This window comes from Pseudomonas sp. T1.Ur (genome assembly GCF_023516725.1).
GTDB classification, from domain to species: Bacteria; Pseudomonadota; Gammaproteobacteria; order Pseudomonadales; family Pseudomonadaceae; genus Aquipseudomonas; species Aquipseudomonas alvandae.
The window spans coordinates 3,676,486-3,696,662 of sequence record NZ_JAMGSN010000001.1 but is presented as its reverse complement, the minus strand read 5'-3'; the positions used below and the strand labels follow the sequence as shown (position 1 = coordinate 3,696,662).

General features: G+C 60.2%; 21 protein-coding genes and 1 pseudogene. 16 read left to right on the top strand and 6 right to left on the bottom strand.

Going from position 1 to position 20,177, the window contains the following annotated elements:
- Positions 1-219: 219 nt before the first annotated feature.
- On the bottom strand, positions 220-1,152 hold the full coding sequence (locus tag M8Q45_RS16365) for a helix-turn-helix transcriptional regulator (RefSeq protein WP_249875600.1): 933 nt from the start codon (positions 1,150-1,152) through the stop codon (positions 220-222).
- Positions 1,153-1,697: 545 nt separating this feature from the next.
- On the opposite strand from M8Q45_RS16365, the gene M8Q45_RS16360 reads away from it, so the two are divergent.
- The 6 genes from M8Q45_RS16360 to M8Q45_RS16335 all read left to right on the top strand — a co-directional run bounded on the left by M8Q45_RS16360 (position 1,698) and on the right by M8Q45_RS16335 (position 6,818).
- Positions 1,698-3,047: an MFS transporter gene (locus M8Q45_RS16360; protein ID WP_249875599.1), complete on the top strand. Its 1,350-nt coding sequence runs from the start codon at positions 1,698-1,700 to the stop codon at positions 3,045-3,047.
- 102 nt (positions 3,048-3,149) lie between these two features.
- Positions 3,150-3,845, top strand: coding sequence for a fumarylacetoacetate hydrolase family protein (locus M8Q45_RS16355; protein WP_249875598.1), 696 nt, complete (start codon positions 3,150-3,152; stop codon positions 3,843-3,845).
- A gap of 42 nt (positions 3,846-3,887) precedes the next feature.
- Positions 3,888-4,646, top strand: coding sequence for an SDR family oxidoreductase (locus tag M8Q45_RS16350; protein ID WP_249875597.1), 759 nt, complete (start codon positions 3,888-3,890; stop codon positions 4,644-4,646).
- A gap of 30 nt (positions 4,647-4,676) precedes the next feature.
- Positions 4,677-5,633 (top strand): 2-hydroxyacid dehydrogenase, encoded by a 957-nt coding sequence (locus M8Q45_RS16345; protein WP_249875596.1) that lies wholly within the window; start codon positions 4,677-4,679, stop codon positions 5,631-5,633.
- Between the two features lie 214 nt (positions 5,634-5,847).
- Entirely contained in the window at positions 5,848-6,180 is a 333-nt protein-coding gene (locus M8Q45_RS16340) for a type II toxin-antitoxin system HigB family toxin (protein ID WP_249875595.1), read from the top strand.
- Positions 6,177-6,818, top strand: a complete 642-nt coding sequence (locus M8Q45_RS16335) for a helix-turn-helix domain-containing protein (protein WP_249875594.1) — start codon at positions 6,177-6,179, stop codon at positions 6,816-6,818. Before M8Q45_RS16340 ends, M8Q45_RS16335 begins: the two co-directional genes overlap by 4 nt.
- A gap of 16 nt (positions 6,819-6,834) precedes the next feature.
- Here M8Q45_RS16335 and M8Q45_RS16330 read toward each other — a convergent pair whose 3' ends face one another.
- On the bottom strand, positions 6,835-7,800 hold the full coding sequence (locus M8Q45_RS16330; RefSeq protein WP_249875593.1) for a DMT family transporter: 966 nt from the start codon (positions 7,798-7,800) through the stop codon (positions 6,835-6,837).
- Positions 7,801-7,927: 127 nt separating this feature from the next.
- Between M8Q45_RS16330 and M8Q45_RS16325 the strand changes: the two genes are divergently transcribed.
- Both M8Q45_RS16325 and M8Q45_RS16320 read left to right on the top strand, forming a co-directional pair.
- The gene (locus tag M8Q45_RS16325) at positions 7,928-8,509 is read left to right on the top strand and encodes a hypothetical protein (RefSeq protein WP_249875592.1); all 582 of its coding nucleotides are present in this window, start codon (positions 7,928-7,930) and stop codon (positions 8,507-8,509) included.
- A 45-nt stretch (positions 8,510-8,554) separates the two neighbouring features.
- A complete protein-coding gene (locus M8Q45_RS16320) occupies positions 8,555-9,133 on the top strand; it encodes a GNAT family N-acetyltransferase (protein ID WP_249875591.1) in 579 nt (192 codons plus the stop codon).
- Between the two features lie 133 nt (positions 9,134-9,266).
- Here the strand turns inward: M8Q45_RS16320 and M8Q45_RS16315 are convergent, their stop codons facing one another.
- Complete coding sequence (locus M8Q45_RS16315) at positions 9,267-9,842, bottom strand: nucleotidyltransferase family protein (protein ID WP_249875590.1); 576 nt, start codon at positions 9,840-9,842, stop codon at positions 9,267-9,269.
- Positions 9,843-9,956: 114 nt separating this feature from the next.
- Here M8Q45_RS16315 and M8Q45_RS16310 point away from each other — a divergent pair, with 114 nt between their 5' ends.
- Positions 9,957-10,997: a sterol desaturase family protein gene (locus M8Q45_RS16310; protein ID WP_249875589.1), complete on the top strand. Its 1,041-nt coding sequence runs from the start codon at positions 9,957-9,959 to the stop codon at positions 10,995-10,997.
- Between the two features lie 89 nt (positions 10,998-11,086).
- Here M8Q45_RS16310 and M8Q45_RS16305 read toward each other — a convergent pair.
- Positions 11,087-11,740: pseudogene (locus M8Q45_RS16305) on the bottom strand (phytanoyl-CoA dioxygenase family protein); the annotation flags it as partial.
- Between the two features lie 377 nt (positions 11,741-12,117).
- Between M8Q45_RS16305 and M8Q45_RS16300 the strand changes: the two are divergent.
- From M8Q45_RS16300 to M8Q45_RS16275, 6 genes are all read left to right on the top strand, one after another.
- Positions 12,118-14,307 carry a GAF domain-containing hybrid sensor histidine kinase/response regulator gene (locus M8Q45_RS16300; RefSeq protein ID WP_249875588.1) on the top strand — a complete coding sequence of 730 codons (2,190 nt, stop codon included), beginning with the start codon at positions 12,118-12,120 and terminating at the stop codon, positions 14,305-14,307.
- Between the two features lie 650 nt (positions 14,308-14,957).
- Positions 14,958-15,368: a hypothetical protein gene (locus M8Q45_RS16295; RefSeq protein WP_030137786.1), complete on the top strand. Its 411-nt coding sequence runs from the start codon at positions 14,958-14,960 to the stop codon at positions 15,366-15,368.
- Between the two features lie 12 nt (positions 15,369-15,380).
- On the top strand, positions 15,381-15,665 hold the full coding sequence (locus M8Q45_RS16290) for a hypothetical protein (RefSeq protein ID WP_249877408.1): 285 nt from the start codon (positions 15,381-15,383) through the stop codon (positions 15,663-15,665).
- Between the two features lie 39 nt (positions 15,666-15,704).
- The gene (locus M8Q45_RS16285; protein ID WP_030137787.1) at positions 15,705-15,908 is read left to right on the top strand and encodes a hypothetical protein; all 204 of its coding nucleotides are present in this window, start codon (positions 15,705-15,707) and stop codon (positions 15,906-15,908) included.
- 88 nt (positions 15,909-15,996) lie between these two features.
- The gene (locus M8Q45_RS16280; RefSeq protein WP_249875587.1) at positions 15,997-16,368 is read left to right on the top strand and encodes a hypothetical protein; all 372 of its coding nucleotides are present in this window, start codon (positions 15,997-15,999) and stop codon (positions 16,366-16,368) included.
- 342 nt (positions 16,369-16,710) lie between these two features.
- Positions 16,711-17,406 carry an HAD-IA family hydrolase gene (locus M8Q45_RS16275; RefSeq protein WP_249875586.1) on the top strand — a complete coding sequence of 232 codons (696 nt, stop codon included), beginning with the start codon at positions 16,711-16,713 and terminating at the stop codon, positions 17,404-17,406.
- A gap of 70 nt (positions 17,407-17,476) precedes the next feature.
- Here the strand turns inward: M8Q45_RS16275 and M8Q45_RS16270 are convergent, their stop codons facing one another.
- Positions 17,477-18,223, bottom strand: a complete 747-nt coding sequence (locus M8Q45_RS16270) for a 3-oxoacyl-ACP reductase family protein (RefSeq protein WP_249875585.1) — start codon at positions 18,221-18,223, stop codon at positions 17,477-17,479.
- Positions 18,224-18,348: 125 nt separating this feature from the next.
- Here M8Q45_RS16270 and M8Q45_RS16265 point away from each other — a divergent pair, with 125 nt between their 5' ends.
- Positions 18,349-19,272, top strand: a complete 924-nt coding sequence (locus tag M8Q45_RS16265) for a LysR family transcriptional regulator (protein WP_249875584.1) — start codon at positions 18,349-18,351, stop codon at positions 19,270-19,272.
- 147 nt (positions 19,273-19,419) lie between these two features.
- Here M8Q45_RS16265 and M8Q45_RS16260 read toward each other — a convergent pair whose 3' ends face one another.
- On the bottom strand, positions 19,420-20,148 hold the full coding sequence (locus tag M8Q45_RS16260) for an aspartate/glutamate racemase family protein (protein WP_249875583.1): 729 nt from the start codon (positions 20,146-20,148) through the stop codon (positions 19,420-19,422).
- Between the last annotated feature and the right edge of the window lie 29 nt (positions 20,149-20,177).

Here is a 20,177-nt window from a genome sequence, read left to right as displayed (position 1 = left end):
TCGGTGTTTTTTCCGGGTGGGCTAAAGGGAAAACCCGAAAAGAGAACGGCGTCGCTCGATCCCGGTGTGAGCATTTGGAATAGCTGCCGTGCTAGCGCAGTAATGCTCATCATCGATCCCTCTTGGCGTGGAGGAATGTATAGTTCAGGTGGCGGCAATCTGCCAGTAGGTTGGGCGCAAATTAAATCCTGGTGGAGGCATCGCTTGATTCGCGTTTGATCAGGTATTCAAAGGCAACTGCGGCGTATCCGGATTCAACTGCTGCCGCCTGAACTGCCCCGGCGGTTGGCCGTGTATCTGGCGAAAACGCCTGGAGAAGTAAGCCTCGTCGGCAAACCCGCACAACCTCGCCACTTCGCCCACTGGCCGCGTTCCGTTGAGCAGATAGTTGCGCGCCGCGTGCATCCGGCGTTCGAGTACCAGCTCAGTGAAGGTCTTGCCGATTTCCTTGCGCAGCCAGTGGGTCAGGTACGTCGGCGACAGGTAGGTCGCTGCCGCCACTTTGATCAGGTTCAGGTCGGGGTCGGCGATGTTCTTGCGCAAGTATTCGGACATCCTGCCCAATGCATCGCGTCGGCTGACTTCGGCGGCGTTCTCTTCGGCCAAGCGCTTGAGGGGTTCGGCATACAAGGCGCAGACGCTGCCGATCAGTTGCAGCAGCAAGCCCTTGAGCATCTCGCGTGTGCCGAACTGACGGTTCTCGTCCAATGCACGCATCTGTTCGATCAACGCACGTATCTTGGCGAATTCCTCGTCGCTCAGTACAAAGTCCAGGTGTTCCTGGAAGCGGAACGGCGACAGTTCAGGCGCCAGCAGAATCGAGACTTCTTCCAGGTCCATCGGGTCGCATTGCAAATGTGGCAGCAGGAAGGTCTGGGAAAAATTGATCACCACGAAATTGCTGTCCGCCGGGTGCGGAATCACATGTACCCGGTGGGGCAGGATGAAGGCCAGGGTGTTGCGTGGAAACGGCCGCTGGACGTTGCCGATGTGTTGCACGGTGTCGCCGCCAAGGTTGATCTGGATCTGGAAATACTCGTGGCGGTGCGGGCTGGTTTCGGCGCGTCGTCCTTTCTTGTCGCGGATATAGAAGTCCGTCAATTCGCTGCGTTGCTGCATGACGTAGGTGGGGACTCGGTTCGGTAATGACATCGCCTTGGAATCCTCGACAAGCCCTTGGTGACGGGATTGTGACCAAGGGGACGTGAGATTTACAAGTAGTTATACGATGACATCGGGAACGGTGCTTTTTTGTAGAGTAGGCGATTGGAGAAGCTGTCCAAAATGGCTGCGTTCCTTGTGTTTGTATTTTCTGCTTAAAAAACAAAAACTTATTAGTTGAATAGAACCCTGTTGGCAGTTGCCGTAATCGCCGATTTTTTTGGACAGGTTTGTCCAACGTTGTTTTTGCAGGAAAAAATGATCTAACGCTCAGGTTGATTTCGATTGGTTGTACGACCACTGTTGGGGCAACGCAACCCGACCTATCCAAAAACAACCCAAGGTGCGCCCATCATGAACGTCCTTCCACTGCTCCCCGATCCTCCTGGCCAACGCTGTCGCCTGGCCGTCGCGAACGCCTGACCACGGCCGACCGAGCCCCCATCACGTTGTGATTGTCCTGCCCCGGAGATCGAGGGCAATGGCTTCGGCTGTCCGCAATATCCCGACCCTTCTAACAATAACGAGGTCCCCTCATGTCGAATTCACACACCTCCCAGACCACTGCGCCGCCGGGTATTGCCGGTGCCCGGGATGCCGTGGTGTCCGAGCGTCTGCCGTCGCGGCGGCGCTGGTTCATGCTGTCGTTGCTGTTGATTGCAACGATCATCAACTACATCGACCGGGTGAATATTTCGATTGCCGCGCCATTCCTGGCCAAGGACCTGGGTCTCGACAAGATCGAAATGGGCCTGGTCTTCTCCGCGTTTGCCTGGACCTACGCGCTGGCCTTGGTCCCCGCCGGCTTCATCGCCGATCGCTTCGGTTCCCGGTTCACCTACGGGGTGTCGCTGATCAGTTGGTCGACCGTCACCGTGTGCCAGGGGTTCGCCACGGGTTTCGCTTCGCTGTTCGGCTTGCGCCTGGCTGTCGGTGCGATGGAGGCACCGGCATTTCCAGCCAACAGCCGGGCGGTCACGGTGTGGTTTCCGGCGCGGGAAAGGGGCCTGGCCAGTAGCATCTACGTTTGTGGCCAGTACTTGGGGACGGCGCTGTTTACCGGTGCGCTGCTTTGGCTGGCGACGACCTACGATTGGCGGCACGTTTTCTACAGCACCGGTGCGCTTGGCATCGTCTTCGGCATTGCCTGGTTGTACCTGTACCGCGACCCGATGAACTGCAAGAAGGTCAGCAAAGAAGAACTCAAGTACATCGAGGCCGGGGGAGGGCTGGTCAAGAGCAGCCAGGAGCGCACCCGGTTCAACTGGCGGCAAATCGTCGAGCTGTTCAGCTACCGCCAGGTCTGGGCAATTTGCATCGGCAAGTTCGCCAGCACGTCGGCGTTGTACTTCTTCCTGACCTGGTTCCCGACGTACCTGATCGAGGAACGCCAACTGACCATGATCAAGGCCGGCATCTTCGCGGTGCTGCCGTTCGTGGGCGCAACGGTGGGCATCCTGCTGGCCGGAATCGTTTCCGACTTGTTGATCCGCCGCGGCTATTCGTTGTCGTTTGCCCGCAAGTTGCCGCTGGTGGTCGGATCGATGCTGGGCATGTCCATTGTCCTGGTGAATTTCACCGACTCGAACGTGATCTGCATTGCGGTATTGACCGTGGCCTTTTTCGCCCAAGGGATCGCGTCCTCATCGTGGGCGGCCGTGTCGGAAGTCGCCCCCAAGGAACTGATCGGGCTGACCGGCGGGATAACCAGCCTGGCCGCCAACATCGGCGGGATCGTCACGCCCATCGTGATTGGCGCGATCGTCCACAAGACCGGCTCGTTTGCCTTGGCCTTCTGGTTCATCGGCGGCGTGGCGCTGGTCGGCACCTTGTCCTATTCCTTGCTGCTCGGCCGTTTATATCGCATCGAATTGAAGGCGCGCTGAGCACAGGAAAAAACTGTTTTTCTCCAATACGAGGCGGCATTCGTCCAACTTTGTCGGGAAATGCCGCCGTACGCTGATCCTTCCAACAGGACTTTCAACAGGATGAACATGCCCGAATACGTCTTTACTCCGGACCTGCCCGTAGCGCTGCCGGTGATCGGCACCCCCCAGCGTTTTCCCGTTGGCCGGGTGTTTTGTGTCGGTCGCAATTATCCGTGGCCAGACGCCCAGGGCGGCCAGAACCGCCTGCCCCCGGTGTTTTTCATGAAGCCGTCCAGCTGTGTCATCGATGCGGTCGGGGAGGTGCCTTTTCCGACGATGACAGGGGCGTTCGTCCATGAAATCGAATTGGTCGTGGCCATCGGCGAGGGCGGTGCGAATATTCCGCAGAGCCAGGCCCTGGCGTATGTCTGGGGGTACGCGGCCGGGCTTGACCTGACGCGGCGCGACGTCCAGCTGGCGGCCAAGCGCGACGGCCTGCCCTGGGAAGGGGCCAAGGTGTTCGATGGCGCTGCGCCGATGACCGCCATCGTGCCGGTCTCCAGGGCAGGGCATCCGGATGGCGAACTGTGGTTGAGCGTGAACGGCCAGGAGCGCCAGCGTGACAGCCTCGACAACCAGATCTGGTCGGTCAGTGAAATGATCAGCAGGATTTCCCAATCGGTGGCGCTGCGGGCCGGCGACCTGATCATGACGGGCAGTCCGTCAGGTGTTGATGTGTTGCATCCAGGCGACGTGATCAACGCCGGCATCGACGGCGTCGGGCAGTTGGAAATGCGCGTCGGCCCGCGCCCCTGAGCCCGGCGCTCGTCATACCGATTCTTTTAAGGAATGCACACTATGTCGAAGACTTTGAAAGTTGCCCTGGTGACCGGCGCCGGTAGCGGGATCGGCCGCGCCGTGGCCTTGGGGTTGTTGCAGGACGGGTACACCCTGGTCCTGGCGGGACGCCGCCCGGAACCGTTGCAGGCGTTGGTCGAACTGGCGGCCAGTGAGGGACGCGAAGCGCTCGCGGTGCCGACTGACGTGCGGGATCCGGCCAGTGTCGATGCACTGTTCGCCACCGTCGAAGAGGTCTACGGACGCCTGGACGTCATCTTCAATAACGCCGGAGTCAACGCCCCCGCCGTGCCGCTGGATGAACTGACGTTCGAGCAGTGGCGAAACGTGATCGATACCAACCTCAACGGCGTTTTCCTGTGTGCCCGCGGCGCCTTCGGCCTGATGCGTCGACAGCAACCACAGGGCGGACGCATCATCAATAACGGTTCGATTTCGGCGCACACTCCGCGACCGTTCAGCAGTGCCTACACCGCGAGCAAACATGCGGTACTGGGGCTGACCAAATCCCTGGCCTTGGACGGGCGCGAGTACAACATCGCCTGCAGCCAGATCGACATCGGCAACGCCCTCACTGAAATGTCCGAGCGCATGACCAGGGGCGTACGCCAGGCCAACGGCAGCATTGCGGTGGAACCCATGGTGGACGTCAAGCACGTGGCTGATGCCGTGCGCTACATGGCCGGCCTGCCGCTGTCGGCCAATGTCCTAAACATGACCGTGATGGCCACGGCCATGCCGTTTGCCGGTCGCGGTTGAGCCCTCCTTCCAATTCGTCACGAGGTCACTATGAAGCCAGAAGTCTTGCAACTCAGCCCGATCCTGATTCCCGAAATAAACGCCCAGCTCAATGAGCTGTTCACCGTCCGACGGTACTTCGAACAGGCCGACAAACACGCCTACTTGCGCGAGCACGGCGGCAACATTCGCGGCGTGATCACGGGTGGGCACACGGGTATCAGCCAAGCGCTCATGGCGCAACTGCCCAGGCTGGAAATCGTTGCGGTCAACGGCGTGGGCACTGATGCGGTGGACCTGGCCTATGCCCGGGATCGCGGAATCCGCGTGACGGCCACCATTGGTGCGCTCACCGAAGACGTCGCCGACCTGGCCATTGGCTTATTGATTGCCGTATGTCGTGGGGTGTGCACCGGTGACCGCTACGTGCGCTCCGGCCAGTGGCCCCAGAGCCCGACGCCGCTGGCCCCGCTGCCGTTGGCGCGGCAGGTGTCCGGCATGCGCATCGGCATCGTCGGCATGGGTCGGGTCGGTCGCGCCGTGGCAATCCGAGCCGCGGCGTTCGGTTGCCCGATCAGCTACACCGACCTGCGCCCCATGGGCGACGTGAACCACACCTTCGTGGCTGACCTGAAACAACTGGCCCGCGACTGCGACGCCCTGATCCTCGCCGCGGCCGCCGACAAGGCAGAAGCCATCATTGATGCCGAGGTGTTGCGGGCCTTGGGCAAGGGCGGTTACCTGGTCAACGTTGCGCGCGGGAAACTGGTCGACGAGGCCGACCTGGTGGCAGCGCTGGCGGCGGGAGACATCGCCGGTGCGGCGCTGGATGTGTTTGTCGATGAACCGCACGCGCCAGAGGCATTGTTCGGCAATGAACAGGTCGTGCTGCAACCCCACCGCGCGAGTGCGACGTTGCAGACCCGCACGCGGATGGGGGAGATGGTCGTGGCGAGCCTGGTGGACAGTTTTGCGGGGAGCGTGCCGCTGGGGTGTGTGACGGAGTAAAAGGTTTGCCCCTGCAGAGAGCTAGTGGTCAGATTTTCAGGCGGGTTGGGTCGGTGGGTTTTTTGTCTCTGGACGTGTAGGCGATAACCCACTGACCCCAATGCAGCCGGCCGAATCGCCTAAGTGTCACAGCATGCGTCCCGCTACTGCCTATAAATTCAGAGTTGTGAAAAAGAACAACCAGAGTACCATCGGCCCAAAGACAAGGACGCCCATGGATATACTCACGCCATCACGTTTTGACGACGCTGCGATTCGGTACCCGAACGACAAGGCCGGTCTTGATCGTTGCCTGCGCATTTTGAGGATGGCGCGCCCCAGGGCGTTCGCGGACCTGCAAAAGCTGTTCGGTACCCACGGCGTCGACCTGTTCAAGCCCAGGGCCGCAATGAATTGGGTGGTGATCGACGTAGGCGGCAATAATCTCAGGGTGATAGGCGGCGTCAACTATGCCCGGCAGAAGTTCTACGTCAAACGCATCTACACGCATGCCGATTACGACGTTGCCAACAGTTGGTATGCAAGAAACAAAGGGACAAGACGATGAGCGCAGCCCGGAACGACTTCCAAACCCTGATCGCGACGCTTGGCGAACTGCACGCGGTACTGGATCGCCTGCGCGGTGAGTTTGTACACGGCATCAGGACTCCCGCCGACTATGAACGCGCGACGGACTTGCTCGATGAACTCACCGACGGGCGCGAATTGAGCAAGGTCGAGGAGCGGATTCTCGTTGAGCTTGAGGACGAAATCCTGGCCTACCAGCGCGACTCCGCCCAGTTTCGTGAGTCGAATGCTGCTTTTGAGGCGACCTGCACGCCTGTGCAACTGATCAAGGACCTGATGGAGACGCTCGGGCTCACCGGTTCCGACCTTCCTGAAATCGGTGACAAAACAGCGGTGTCCAAGGTGCTCAATGGCGATCGGCCGATCAGTCACAAGATGGCCTACGCGCTGGCAGAGCGGTTTGGGATGGAGCCGAGTGCTTTCCTGTCGGTGACCTCGGCAAAGCTGACGGCTCATATTGAAACTGTCCCTCTATCTGTCAATAAAGCTTCAGCTCATTACGTTTTGCATGAGAACGCTTTGCCCGCCTACTCAGTGGAAGAGGCCGGTGCCGGTGAATACAAAGCCATGACCTCAAAGGGCCGTACGAAGGCAGCCAAAGGGCCGGACAAGGGGTAGGGCAATTACTTGCTGATCAAGGGGCGGGGACGGGTGTCGATCCCCGCGTCGTCAGGATAATCCGCACCGCCATGAAGACTCCGATAAGCACAGCAGCAAGACCTGACGCCTCCAGGAGCGTCGGCAGCCGATGATGAAACCACAAGCCAAGTAGGGTCGCGAACAGCGACTCCAAGGCGATCAATTGTCCGGAAAGCACCATGGGCAGGCGCCGGGACGCGGCGTTCCAAGCCCAGGCTCCGATGACCGATGACATCATCGCGATCACGAAGCCCCAGAGATATAACTGTCCCGCCATGGGTAAGCTGAAGCCCCGGCTGGGCAGTTTGAGCAGATCCAACGCATGCACGGTCGGTAACAAGCACAAGGTTCCCACTCCCGCACCGGCCATCATGAGGCCGGTCCATACGCCTGACGCGTGGGGTGGCAGCTTCAGCAAGGCGCGTTGGTTCAACCAGCTAAATGCGAGCCACAAGATCACGGCACCGATTGAAAACAACAAACCCATCAGCCACGCACCATCACCTGCAACGGGTTGATGGAGAGCGCCGAGATTCGACAGCAGCAGTCCAACCGTCAAGAAAACCAATGGGATTGCCAGTTTGCGCCACGGGAGAGTTTTGGCCGTGGCGTTGCCCAACAGCGCCAGCAACACCGGCACCATTCCAATAAAGGCCGGGGTCAGCACCGGCCCGCCAAAAATGATGCCGGCGGCGATGCATGCGCTATAGCCGAGGTATCCGATCACGCCCAGGCTCGTGGCCAGCAGCACCTGATTACGGCGCAGGCGCCGAAGCTGGGCCCGATAGAGCACCACGACACCCAGGCCCAGGGCACCGGCCATCAGGAACCGTACGATCAGCAGGTCATAAATGGTGTAGGCGCCGGTGACGTAGGGCGCCATGAAGTTCAACGCCCAGCTCAGTGTCGCGACTATCGCCAGGGTCAGACCGGCGATGAGGTTTGAGTGAGCCTGGATCATCAGGCGTGCGCCCCGATACATCGGCCATTGCAGCGCGTCCCCGAACCTTCTATAAAATCCCGCGCTGGCATCGTGTTCCTCTCGACCGTCGTCGGCCCTGGATATCTGACCTGCATGGAGCATCATCGTGAGCCAATCGCCGCGCCCCCTCAACCTCCGAATCAACCTTTACCCGCGCAATACGCTCTGCGTCCTGCGGCATACGTGGAGCCTCACCTTACTGACCCTGCTCGCCGGCTGCGGAGCGCTGTCGGATGTCCGCTCTTTCTCCACCCCTTACTCAGCCCCCGGCGGTGGCGAGACAGCACGCTTGCGAGTGATCAGCGACGGCATGGTCAGGGCGGTACCCAAATCCGATTGCGTGGACTTCCGGCTGCCGGGCGCCGGGGTCATGGTGGCGTTCCGGGATGGCTACGCCAATCGCAATGGTGAAAGCCTGGGCATGCCAGCCGTCGACAAGCACCCAGCCTCGACGGTGGTGACTGAGCTACTGGTGCCGGCCGGGCACCCCATCGCTTTTCATTACATCGGTGCGCAATGCTACAACATGTTCAGTTTTGTTCCTGAGGCAGGGAAGGATTACCAACTGGACGCCGCGGGGCGTTACACCTGCGGGGTTACCCTCAGGAAAATCTCGGCGGGGATGAAGGAGCTTCCTCCTTCATCCTTGAAGAACAGCAAACTGTGCAGGGTGACGGACAATCTTTAGGGTGCCCCCCAGGATAGCCATCGGTATTGAAAAGGAATCTTCATCGTGGAATCTACCCCCACGTTCCAAACCCGCCGCCTCATTCTCACGCCCCTTGAACTGACGGACGCACCGGCCATTCAACGGCTGTTCCCCCATTGGGAAGTGGTCCGCTACCTCGACAGCCGCGTACCCTGGCCGTACCCGGATGACGGCGCGCTGACCTACGTGCGCGACCATGCGCTGCCTGCTGTCGCCGCCGGAAGCGAGTGGCACTGGATGATCCGTATTGCTGAAGACGTGACACAGCGCATCGGCAGCATCAGCCTCTACGACCAGCCAGGTAACAACCGCGGTTTCTGGCTGGCGCCGCAATGGCAGGGAAAAGGCTACATGCGCGAGGCTTGCGAGGCGATCAATGCCTATTGGTTCGAAGCGCTGGAGCGTCCGGTCATGCGAGTGCCGAAGGCGGTGGGCAACCTGGCTTCGCGCAGGATTTCGGAGCGCGAGGGGATGCGCATGATCGGGACGCAGCAGGGGGATTTTGTTTGTGGGTCGTTGCTCAAGGAGGTTTGGGAGCTGACACGTGAGGAGTGGTCCAGGAACGAAGCTGCGCGAAAGATACGCCCGTTTTTACCCGAATGAGCCCAGGTGGGAGTGGCTATCCGCCGCCGATCTGCCGTGGGAGCGAGCCTGCTCGCGAAGGCGGCAGCAAGTCCATGCGTAGTCTTAATAGATACACACTCCGTGGCGAGGGAGCAAGCTCCCTCGCCACGGATTATGGTGATTTGCATCCGTTCTCCATAATCCTGAGCCATGGCCAGCGAGCCTGATAACTCTTCGCCTTCTCATTGAACAAATCTGGCTGCGGATTCTTTGGGTTGATACGAAGGACGCCTTGCTCCACGTCATCCAAGCCGTAAGGCGCATAAACTTCGCCTGTTTCTACATCCAGTCCAATACACGTACCCGCAACCAGATAGCGATCAACGCCATCCTTGGCCGACTGAAGCTGGGGATAAGGCTTGCCAAACCGTTGGCCGTACCAAAGGTGAACGCGAGCCTGGTTCTTGACCTCGATGTTGACGTCGAGATCCTGGAAAAGACGTTGGGCGGCGTTGATCACTTCATTCTCGGCTTCCCAGGACAGGTCGGCGTCGAAGTAGAAAACATCGTAATCCTTCACGCCCCAGGCCGTTGGCCGCTGCGACTGATGATTCCAGACGGCCTGGAACAGGCAGCCTGCGGTGAGCATGCATTGGTTCAAACCGAGCGAAGGCAAGCGCGCGGCAATGTGTGCGTTGACTGGATTGGTCATGGCTATGCTGACCAAACGTTCGACCGTCAATGTCATATTCGTCCTTTTTGAATCAATCCGGTCTGGCGACCCCTATTAGATACCTGAAACCCAAGCCAGCCCCAACACGACTGATCTACAATACCGCTCCTTCGGCAGAGGCTGGCATGCGTGGATGCGTTCTCCCTTGTCTATCACTACCTGAGCGCCTGGGTGATCGCACCCATCAGCCAGCAGTTCCTCGGCATTTTCAATCTGAACGGCCGATTCGGAATTCTATTTCTCTGCGCTTCCTACTGTGTCGCCTATGGCCTGTTCCGTTACAGGAAGCGCCGCGGCCTGACCGATGCCCGTTCCTTCTGGCAATTCATCGGTGGCAGCCGGGTGAACCTGCACCGTTCGGCGCTGCTGGACTATCGCTACTACTTTGTCCGGGCGATTCTCAAGGTTGCCTTGGTGTTGCCTATTGTCCACCTGGTCGATCCGTACATCCTGCGCTCCGGGGACTATGTGGCTTTTTTCAACAACCTGTGGGGCGCGCGTCCGCGATTGGGCGAGAGTCTAGCGCTCGCCTTGGTCTATGGGCTAGGGGTATTCCTGGTGAAGGATTTTGTTCACTACTGGGTGCACCGGGCGTTTCACTCGCGCTGGCTCTGGGCGTTTCACAAAGTGCATCATTCGGCGCCCGTGCTGGTGCCGGCCACGGCGAGTCGGGTGCATTTTGTGGAGAAGATCGTCGAGAGGCTCTGCGTTATTGCCTGCCTGGGCCTCTTCGCGGGTGGTTTCTTGTACGTTTGTGGCGGCGAGATCAGCCGCTATACGTTGTTCGGCGTGACGTACCTGGTGTTTATCTTCAATAGCCTGGCGGCGAATCTGCGTCACACCCATGTCTGGCTGTCCTTTGGCCCCGTGCTGGAACATGTGTTGAATAGCCCGGCCCAGCACCAGATTCACCATAGCGATGCCCCTCGTCATTTCAACCGCAATTTCGGCATCAATCTGTCGCTGTGGGACTGGCTGTTCGGCACGCTCTATGTCACCCGCGCGCAGCCCGAGCACTTGCGTTTCGGCACTGGAGAACAGGACCACCCGCATTACCTGACGGTGTATAGCCTGATTGTCACGCCCTTCGTCGAGACTGCTCGCAAGTGCCTGCCAACGCTGAAGGCGACTGGTGGCGGGCCCCCAACGCCGTTGCGAGAGATTGAATGACTGACCAGGGCGCCAGGACGTAGCGGCGATGCTGGCCGGCTTGCCTGCCTGGACTGGGCGCCGTCAGCAGGGTGATGAATACTGAAGCCTGGTTCGAATCGATCCCGGGTGTCCATGCGAATATTGCGCAGCCCCACGGTTTCCAGGTGTGACGCGTATAACGCCTCTGAGAAATAGCTGATCAGAATGGAGCGACGGCGTTTGCCGGTCAGGTTCAGGCTGCCCGCATGCACCAGATCGACATCGAATACCAGGATGTCACCGGCGCCACCGGAAAGCTGTACGGAGCGTGACTCGTCGTGGAAGTCGAAAGGTGGTGCGTCCGACACGGGGCGATGGCTGCCAGGAACGAGTCGTGTCGCGCCGTTCTCGGGGCCGTAATCGTCAAAAAAAGCCAGGGCGACGGCGATGTCGCCTGGCCGCTGGGCCGACAAGTCGCGGTGCAGTTGCTGGTGGCCGCCATCGGCAACGGGCTCGCGTCCTTCCACTTGCGAAAGGAAGAACCGCTCGCCGATCAACTCGCCCGCCACTGCCAATAGCGGGGGCAGGCGACACACAGCCTGGATCTTCGGATCATCGTCCAGCATTGAATAGCGCCAATCCCTGTCACGCGGCACTGGCCATTGCTCCGAGGGCCTCACACCTGCATCGAACACGGCGCGAAGATGGTCCAGCCATTCGGTCGGGATGGCGTGGTGGAGCAGGGCATAGCCATCTCGATGGAGTAGTTTGCGGTCGGGCATGGTTTTCGAGACGTCCATGTGTGGGCATCTGGAAAGGTTAGTATTCCGATCAGAAAACCGCTGAACCCTGTGGCGAGGGAGCTTGCTCCCGCTTGAGTGCGAAGCGCTCACAAAAGGGGCCGCTACGCAGCCCAGCGGGAGCAAGCTCCCTCGCCACGACTGCGTATGACCTTCAGCTACATCAGGGCTATTCCCAACGCTATTCAGGTCGTTCCCGCAGTCCTTCCGCCCATTTTTACCAATGCCGGTTAAATGCGGCCTGGCACTTCCCCCCAACCCAATCGCGAATTCCAACTAAGCTCGGGATAATACGCGTTGGCTTGAGGTCACAAGCGTTCCCCCTCCATTGTTTTTGGCGGCTGAGAAGGATCGAACGCATGACAGATTGGCTCCAGAGCTATGGAGAAATGGCTGAACGGGTGCGAAGCCATGATTGGGAGGGCACGCCGCTGGGGCTGCCTGAGCAATGGCCCGATGTGCTGAAGACGACGGTGGCGCTGAGCATGGCCTCGCACTTTCCCCAGGCGATCGTGTGGGGGCCGGACTTGATCACGTTGTACAACGATGCGTTCCTGCCCATTCTCGGAAGCAAGCCCGAGGCGTTGGGGCGGCCATTCAATGAGGTCTGGCGGGAGGTCTGGAGCGATATCGGCCCGATCGTACAGGCGGCTTTCGACGGGCAAGCGACCTATATCGAGAATTTCCCCTTGATCATCGAGCGGGGCGGCGGCCCGGAGCCGGCTTATTTCACGTTCTGCTACAGCCCCATTCGGGATCAGTTCGGCAAGGTCGTGGGCATGCTCGACACGGTTACCGAGACCACTTCCACGGTGCTCATGACCCAACGCCTGGCGGTGCTCGATGCCATCGGCAGCGCCGTGGCGAATGCCACCGATCCGCAAGCCATCATGGCGACCACTGCGCGAATCCTCGCGGCGCATCTCAACCTGTCCAACTGCGCCTATGCGGACATGGACGAGGACGAGGATGGCTTCACGATCCGCGGCGATTGGGCCAGGGCCGGGTCACCCAGTATCGTTGGGCATTACCGGTTGGCGGATTTCGGTCGGCTGGCGGTCAACAACCTACGGGCCGGCAAACCCTTGGTGATCAACGACAACCTGGCGGAGCTGGCGCCGGAGGAGGCTGCGGCGTTCCAGTCCATCGGTATCGCGGCCACCATTTGTGTCCCGTTGATCAAGAACGGACGTTTGACCGCCCTGATGGCCATCCACGATAAAACCCCCAGGACCTGGACTTCGAACGAGCTGGCCTTGCTGATTGAAGTCAGGGAGCGATGCTGGGCCCACATCGAGCGCGCCCGAGCCGACGCCGCGGTGCGTGAAGGCCTGGCGGCCCTGGCTGAATTGAATTCGACGCTGGAGCAACGCGTCGAGGAGCGCACCACACGGCTCAAACAGACCGAAGCGGCGCTGCGCCAATCGCAGAAGCTCGAAGCCATCGGACAGCTGACCGGCGGGGTGGCCCACGATTTCAATAACCTGCTGACGATCATCCGTTCTTCGGTGGACTTCCTGCGCTTGCCCAACCTGTCTGACGAGCGCCGGCAACGCTATATGACGGCTGTCTCCGAAACCGTGGAACGGGCTTCCAAGCTGACCAGCCAGTTGCTCGCGTTTGCCCGGCGCCAGCCGTTGAAACCGGAAGTCATCGACGTCGGCAAGCAGGTGCAGAGCTTGGGCGACATGCTGCAAACCGTCACGGGGGCGCGGATCCAGGTCATCGTCGAGTTGGGCGATCGGCCTTGTTACATCCGCGCCGACTTGAGCCAGTTTGAAACGGCGTTGATCAATATGGCCCTCAACGCCCGGGACGCGATGAATGGTCAGGGCACGCTGTGGCTTCGGCTCACATGCGGTAATGGCATGCCGCCGATCCGCGGCCATGCCGGCGCAGGGCAGCCCTTCGCGGCCATCGCCCTGGAGGACACCGGCACAGGTATTTCGCCGCAGGATCTTGAGCACATCTTCGAGCCATTTTTCACAACCAAGGAGGTGGGGAAGGGAACAGGCCTGGGATTGTCCCAGGTGTTCGGCTTTGCCAAGCAATCGGGCGGCAACGTTGACGTTTCGACCGTGGTTGGCGAAGGAACTGTCTTCACGCTGTACCTTCCGGAGGTCGAACACGAGACAAGGCATGAGCCGATAAAGGAGGAAATCCCCTCACTGGTGTTGGAGCAGGGCAAGCGTCGGGTACTGGTCGTGGAAGACAATCTGGAAGTCGGGCGTTTTGCCAACCAGATCCTCCAGGACCTGGGCTATGAAACGGCCTGGGCAACCAACGCCGAAGAAGCGTTGGAAATGGTCGGCGTGGATGCGATGGCCTTCGACGCGATATTTTCCGATGTGGTCATGCCGGGCATCAGTGGTATTGCCCTGGCCCGGGAGCTGCGTCGGCGTCGCCCGGATCTGCCGGTGGTGCTGACTTCCGGGTACAGCGAGGAGCTGGCCCACAGTGGGCATGAGGGGTTCGAATTTCTTTCCAAACCCTACTCGGCCGACCAGGTTTCCCGGGCGTTGAGCCGGACGATGCTGGGCGTTGAGTGAGTGTTTCCTTTCTGAAACAGTGGGTTCCATTCGTCGGCCAAGGCTTTGGTGAATGAGCGGTCCGTTGATGACCAGCTAGTCTCACTGTCGTGAAGGCCAATATTTTCAGGCAATCGGTTGTTGCCGGTATCGGCCTCGACAAAAAGGGGAAAGACGATGGGAGCACCGTACAGCGAGGAGAACGGAGCCGCGTACCCGATCAACGAAGGTTTGCAGTGTGGTCAGGCCGCTTATCGATCGGACTTTGGTGACGAGCCAATCAAGTCCATCAAGACGAAGGTGTCCAAAGTGCAGCGAGGGGAAAAAGCCAAGTTCTTACCCAGGATTCCGGTCAGGAAATAATGCAAGCGCAGCCCCGTCACCGAATGGGGCTTTTTTTTATGACGTGGAAAAAGCGAAGTTGTGTAAATATTTTTAATCTTTTTTCTACAGACAATTGCTTTCACGTTTCTTTCACACTCGGCTAAGTAGTCTGAGCTCATCCGTTAGAAAGCAGTACCTGCCCGTTTCCCCAGCGGGCTTTTTTTTGCCTGTCATAAAACTACCGTTGCGTTTGTGGTCCAACCGTTGAGGCTGACGCGGTTTGGCGTACACTCGCGCCCGCGCGCACCGACTCTATTTCCCGATGCGGCATTCTTGAGGTTTTTATCATGCGTTTGACTTTGTCCACCTTGGTGCTTGGGCTTGTGGTCGCTCAGGGCGCGATGGCCGCTGGCGACGGTACCGCAGCGGTTGGCGGTGGTCTTGGCGGTGTCTTGGGTAATGTGGTCGGCCAGCAGATGGGCGGCAGCACCGGCGCCGCAATTGGCGCCGGTGTGGGTGGCGCCGCCGGCAGTGCGGTGGGCGCTCGCAAGGGCAGCCGTACGGAAGCGGCCATTGGTGGCGGGCTGGGTTCGGCCGGTGGTTCGATCGTTGGCAACCGCTTGGGCGGTTCGACTGGCTCTACCATTGGTGCGGGCATCGGCGGGGCGGCGGGTGGTGCCTTGGGAAGCAACCTGTCCAACGATGGTGATGGGCATTCGGGTGGCAAGAAGCATAAGCACAAGAGAAAACACCGCTAAGCGCATGCATGCATGAACAAACCCGGCCTTGTGCCGGGTTTGTTGTTATTGGGCATTTCCCCGGAACGTTTACCGCTCCACCTCCTCGAATCCATACACCCACTTGCGATTGCGAGGTATGCCATGACGCCGGAAACCGAAGGAAAGGAAGAAAAAGGCCCCTCGGGCGTGCCCTTCATCAACGATCCGGGTGTCAACGACCCGGGTAATGAAGATCCCGGCTCGCTAATGGACGACGCCCAGGTTCCCTTGATCGAAGATGAAGACGCAGAGCTTGAGGACGAGTCCTACAAGTAATCGCGCTTGTTCCTGAAACGCCATCACCAGGAGGCCATCATGTCAGCTGATTCGCCTGTTCCCGACGACGATGAAACCCCGGAATACCCGCTGCCTTCGCCCACCGATTCGCTGAGTCGCGATCAGCGACCGCCCGATGATGACAGCGGCGTCGAGCAAGTCCCAAGCGACGATCAGGACGTCGAGGCGACGCCGGACGACCCGGATATCGCGGGCGACGATGCGTCCGGCAAGCCAAGCTGACCCTCATCCCCGTCCGTCGATTTTGCGGCACCATCGGCGCGCCATGGTTGCCAGACATCAGGTAGTTATCTTGAAAAGGAGACTTACCATGATGAAGACAAACGTGACGGCCCTGGCGTTGGCCGGGATTCTCTCGGCCGGCGCAGGGGCGGCTTTCGCACAGTCCTCGGACAGCGCGCCGGTCGACAAGGGAGGCATGCCGCCGTCGACCCAGATGGACGCCGGGTCCACCACAGACGCCAGTGGCAATGCGCTGCCGCCCGGTTCGGTGAGTGGAGGAAATGGCGGCGATGCCAGCGGCAGCAGCACCAGCCCCGGCACCGGAAGCGGTTCGACCAGCGGTGGCAGTTCAATGGGCGGCGGCTCTTCCAGCGGAGGCGGAACCGGTACCAGTGGCAGCGGTAGCAGCTCGGGCGGCAGCGGCTCGGGGTCGGGCGGCTCCGGCAGCTCGGGTCAATAACCGCTGCATCGTCATCCAAACCGATTCCGCTTTTGTGGCGAGGGAGCTTGCTCCCGCTGGGGTGCGTAGGAGCTGTCGAGTGCAACGAGGCTGCGATCTTTCCAAAGACACTTGAATCTCAAGCGAAAGATCAAAAGATCGTCCGAACGCGGCCCGAGCCTTCGCCAGCTCCTACAGAACCGAGCGGGAGCAAGCTCCCTCGCCACAAAACCCGTCCATGGATTTCCCATTGCCGGTTCCAAGCCTCCTTCGCTATTCTGCTGAATCCTTTAAGGCGAACACGCTACGCTGGCCGCACCTGAGCCATCCCTGGAATGTTGTGTTGATAACGGATCAGATGCGATGAATGCACCCCTGAAAAAGTTTGGCCCGATCAAGGCTGTGATTTTCGACATGGATGGCTTGTTGCTCGATACCGAGGGCATCTACACCGAGGTGACCTCCATTATCGCCGAGCGCTACGGGCGTACGTTCGACTGGAGCGTCAAGCAGAACATCATCGGGCGTGGGGCCACGGACCTGGCCAATTACGTCGTCCAGGCGCTGGAATTGCCCATTACCCCTCAAGAATTCCTGATCATCCGCGAGCCCCTGATGCGCGAGCGCTTTCCCCACGCCATGGGGATGCCTGGCGCCGAGGAACTGGTGCGGCATCTGAAGGCCCACGACATTCCGATTGCGGTGGGAACCAGTTCGTCGAGCCCTACCTTTGCGCTGAAAACCACGTTGCATCGGGACTGGTTCGCGTTGTTCGATTGCATCGTGACGGCGGATGATCCTGAAGTCGGCGCGGCGAAACCGGCGCCGGATATCTTCCTCACCGCCGCCCGGCGCCTGGGTGTCGAGCCTTGCGATTGCCTGGTGTTCGAGGATTCCCCGTTCGGCGTGACCGCCGCGAAAGCCGCCGGCATGACCGCCATTGCCATTCCGGACTCGGCCATGGCGGACGAAAAGTACGCCCACGCCGACGGGATCATTCGCTCCTTGAGGATGTTCCAGCCAAGCCTGTGCGGTTTGCCGGAATTGGAGTGGGCATGACAACAGCGACTACATAATAAAAAAAGCCGGTCAGGGTTCAGCCATGACCGGCTTTTTTCATGAGTTGAGGTCAGGCGCCAAAACCACCGTCGATGGTCAGGCTGGCCCCGGTGATATACGCCGCCTCCGGGCCTGCCAGATAAGCGACGAAGCTGGCGATTTCTTCCACCGTGCCATAACGACCGACTGCCATGAGGTCCATCAGGCTGGAAGCGAAGTCGCTGCTGGCCGGGTTCATGTCGGTGTCCACCGGGCCGGGCTGCACGTTGTTGACAGTGATGCCGCGGGGGCCGAGGTCACGGGCCAGGCCTTTTGTCAGGCCAACAAGCGCAGATTTACTCATGGCGTACGTGGCGCCGCCGGCGAAGGGCATGCGGTCGGCGTTGGTGCTGCCGATGTTGATGACCCGACCGCCCTCGGTCATGTGCCGCGTGGCGGCCTGGGTGGCAACAAATACGCTGCGCACGTTGATGGCCAGGGTCTGGTCGAAATCTTCCAACTTGAACTCGTCCAGTGGCGCGATCGCCAGGATGCCAGCGTTGTTGACCAGGATGTCCAGCCGGCCAAACGCTTCGACTGTGGCCGACACCGCGTTACGGATGGCGTCGGCATCAGCGCTGTCGGCCTTGATCGCCAAGGCTTTGCCGCCGGCTGTGGTGATGCTGTTCTGCAGTTCTTCGGATTTTGCGCCGGAGCTGACGTAAGTGAACGCTACGGCAGCGCCTTCTGCGGCCAGGCGTTTGACGATGGCGGCGCCGATGCCGCGGGAACCGCCTTGGATCAAGGCGACTTTACCTTTCAGTGTCTGAGTACTCATGTATTTCTCCAAAGGTGCCGGGGCGAGATGCCGCGGTTGATGGGGCGAGTATCAAGACTAGGCTATCGGCTGGGTAGACCTTCGTTGATATAGTCTGTGTAAACCAAAAGTTTATAGTAGGCACCATGGAGAGTTTCAGCAGTATCGAATGTTTTGTTCGCAGCGCCGAAGTCGGCAGCTTCGCCGAGGCTGCGCGACGCCTGAGCCTGACACCTGCGGCGGTGGGCAAGAGCGTGGCCAAGCTTGAGGCGCGCCTGGGCGTGCGGCTGTTCCAGCGCAGCACTCGCCGCCTGACCTTGACCGAGGCCGGGCAGCTGTTCCTGCGGGAAGTAGGCAGCAGTTTCAATACGATCCAGAACGCCGTCGCCAACCTCGCCAGCGCCGGTGGGCAGCCAGCCGGCACCCTGAAGGTGAGCATGGGCACGGCGTTCGGGCGTTTGTTTGTCGTGCCGTTGCTGGGCGAATTCCTGGGGCGGTACCCGGCGATCAACCCGGACTGGCATTTCGACAATCGCCAGGTGGACCTGATCGGCCAAGGCTTCGACGCGGCCATTGGCGGCGGTTTCGAACTGCCCCAAGGCGTGGTGGCGCGCAAGTTGACGGTGGCTCATCGCGTGTTGGTTGCATCCCAAGCGTATCTGCAGAGTCACTCCGCCATCTTTGAGCCGCAGGATCTGGCGCCACATCAGGGCATCCTGATCCGCTCACCGCAGACTGGGCGGATCCGTTCATGGCAACTGACCAGCCGCAACCGGGAACACAGCCCGTTGACCCTCAAGGCGCAGATGACAATGAGTGACTCGGAAGCCGCTTGCATCACCGCAGCCCAAGGGTTGGGCATCGCCCTGGTGAGCATGCCGTTTGCCGTGGCGTACCTGGACAGCGGCGAGTTGCAACGAGTGCTGCCGGATTGGTATGTCGATGACGGCAACATCTCTATCTATTACGCCGAGCACAAACTGCTACCAGGCAAGACCCGGGCGTTCGTGGATTTCATCATCGAGCGGTTTGCCGAACTGGGGCTGGCCAAGCGGTTCAGTGCGGTTTGAGTTGGGCGCTGGATTGAGTTGGCTCCAATCGCGAGCAAGCTCGCTCCCACAGGATTTTGCAATAAACACATTTTGTATGGACGCTGGAAATCCATGTGAGAGCGAGCTTGCTCGCGATTCGGCGCGCCACGGTCTAAAGCTGCAAACTCACCGCCCAAACCGCCCCGGCCAGCCAACAATGTTTTTCGGCCGAGGCGTCGCATAAGTCCGCACCTTGGATGTCGACAGCCCCAGCCGCACCAGCGATTCGGCAATCGTCACCGCCGCCGTCACCCCATCGACCACCGGCACGCCGGTGCGTTGGCGGATCTGCTCATCGAGCCCGGCCATGCCGCCGCAGCCCAGGCAGATCACTTCGGCCTTGTCCTGGCTGACCGCCAGTTCGGCTTGCTGCACGATGGCTTCAATTGCCCGTTGCGGGTCTTGCTCCAACTCCAATACCGCCAGGCCGCTGGCCCGCACCGAGGCGCAGCGGTCGAACAGGCCGGACAGCTTGAGCCGGTCTTCGATCAGCGGCACGGTGCGGTCCAGCGTCGTGACCACAGAGTAGGCATGGCCCAGGAACATCGCGGTGCTGGCGCCGGCATCGGTGATGTCCACCACCGGCACATTCAGCAGTTCCTGCAAGCCTTCACGGCCATGTTCGCCATAGCCGGCCTGGATCACCGCATCGAACGGCTGGTCGTAGGACATCACCCGGTCCATGACCGCAATGGCCGCAAGGTAGCTTTCAAAATTGCCTTCGATGGAATCGGCACCGAAATGCGGCGTGAGCCCGATGATCTCGGTACCCGGCGCGGCCACCGCTTGGGCTTGTCGGGCGATGGCCTGGGTGATGGACTCGGTCGTGTTGACGTTGACCACTAGAATTCGCATGAGCTGTCCTTTTTTAAATGAAATACCAG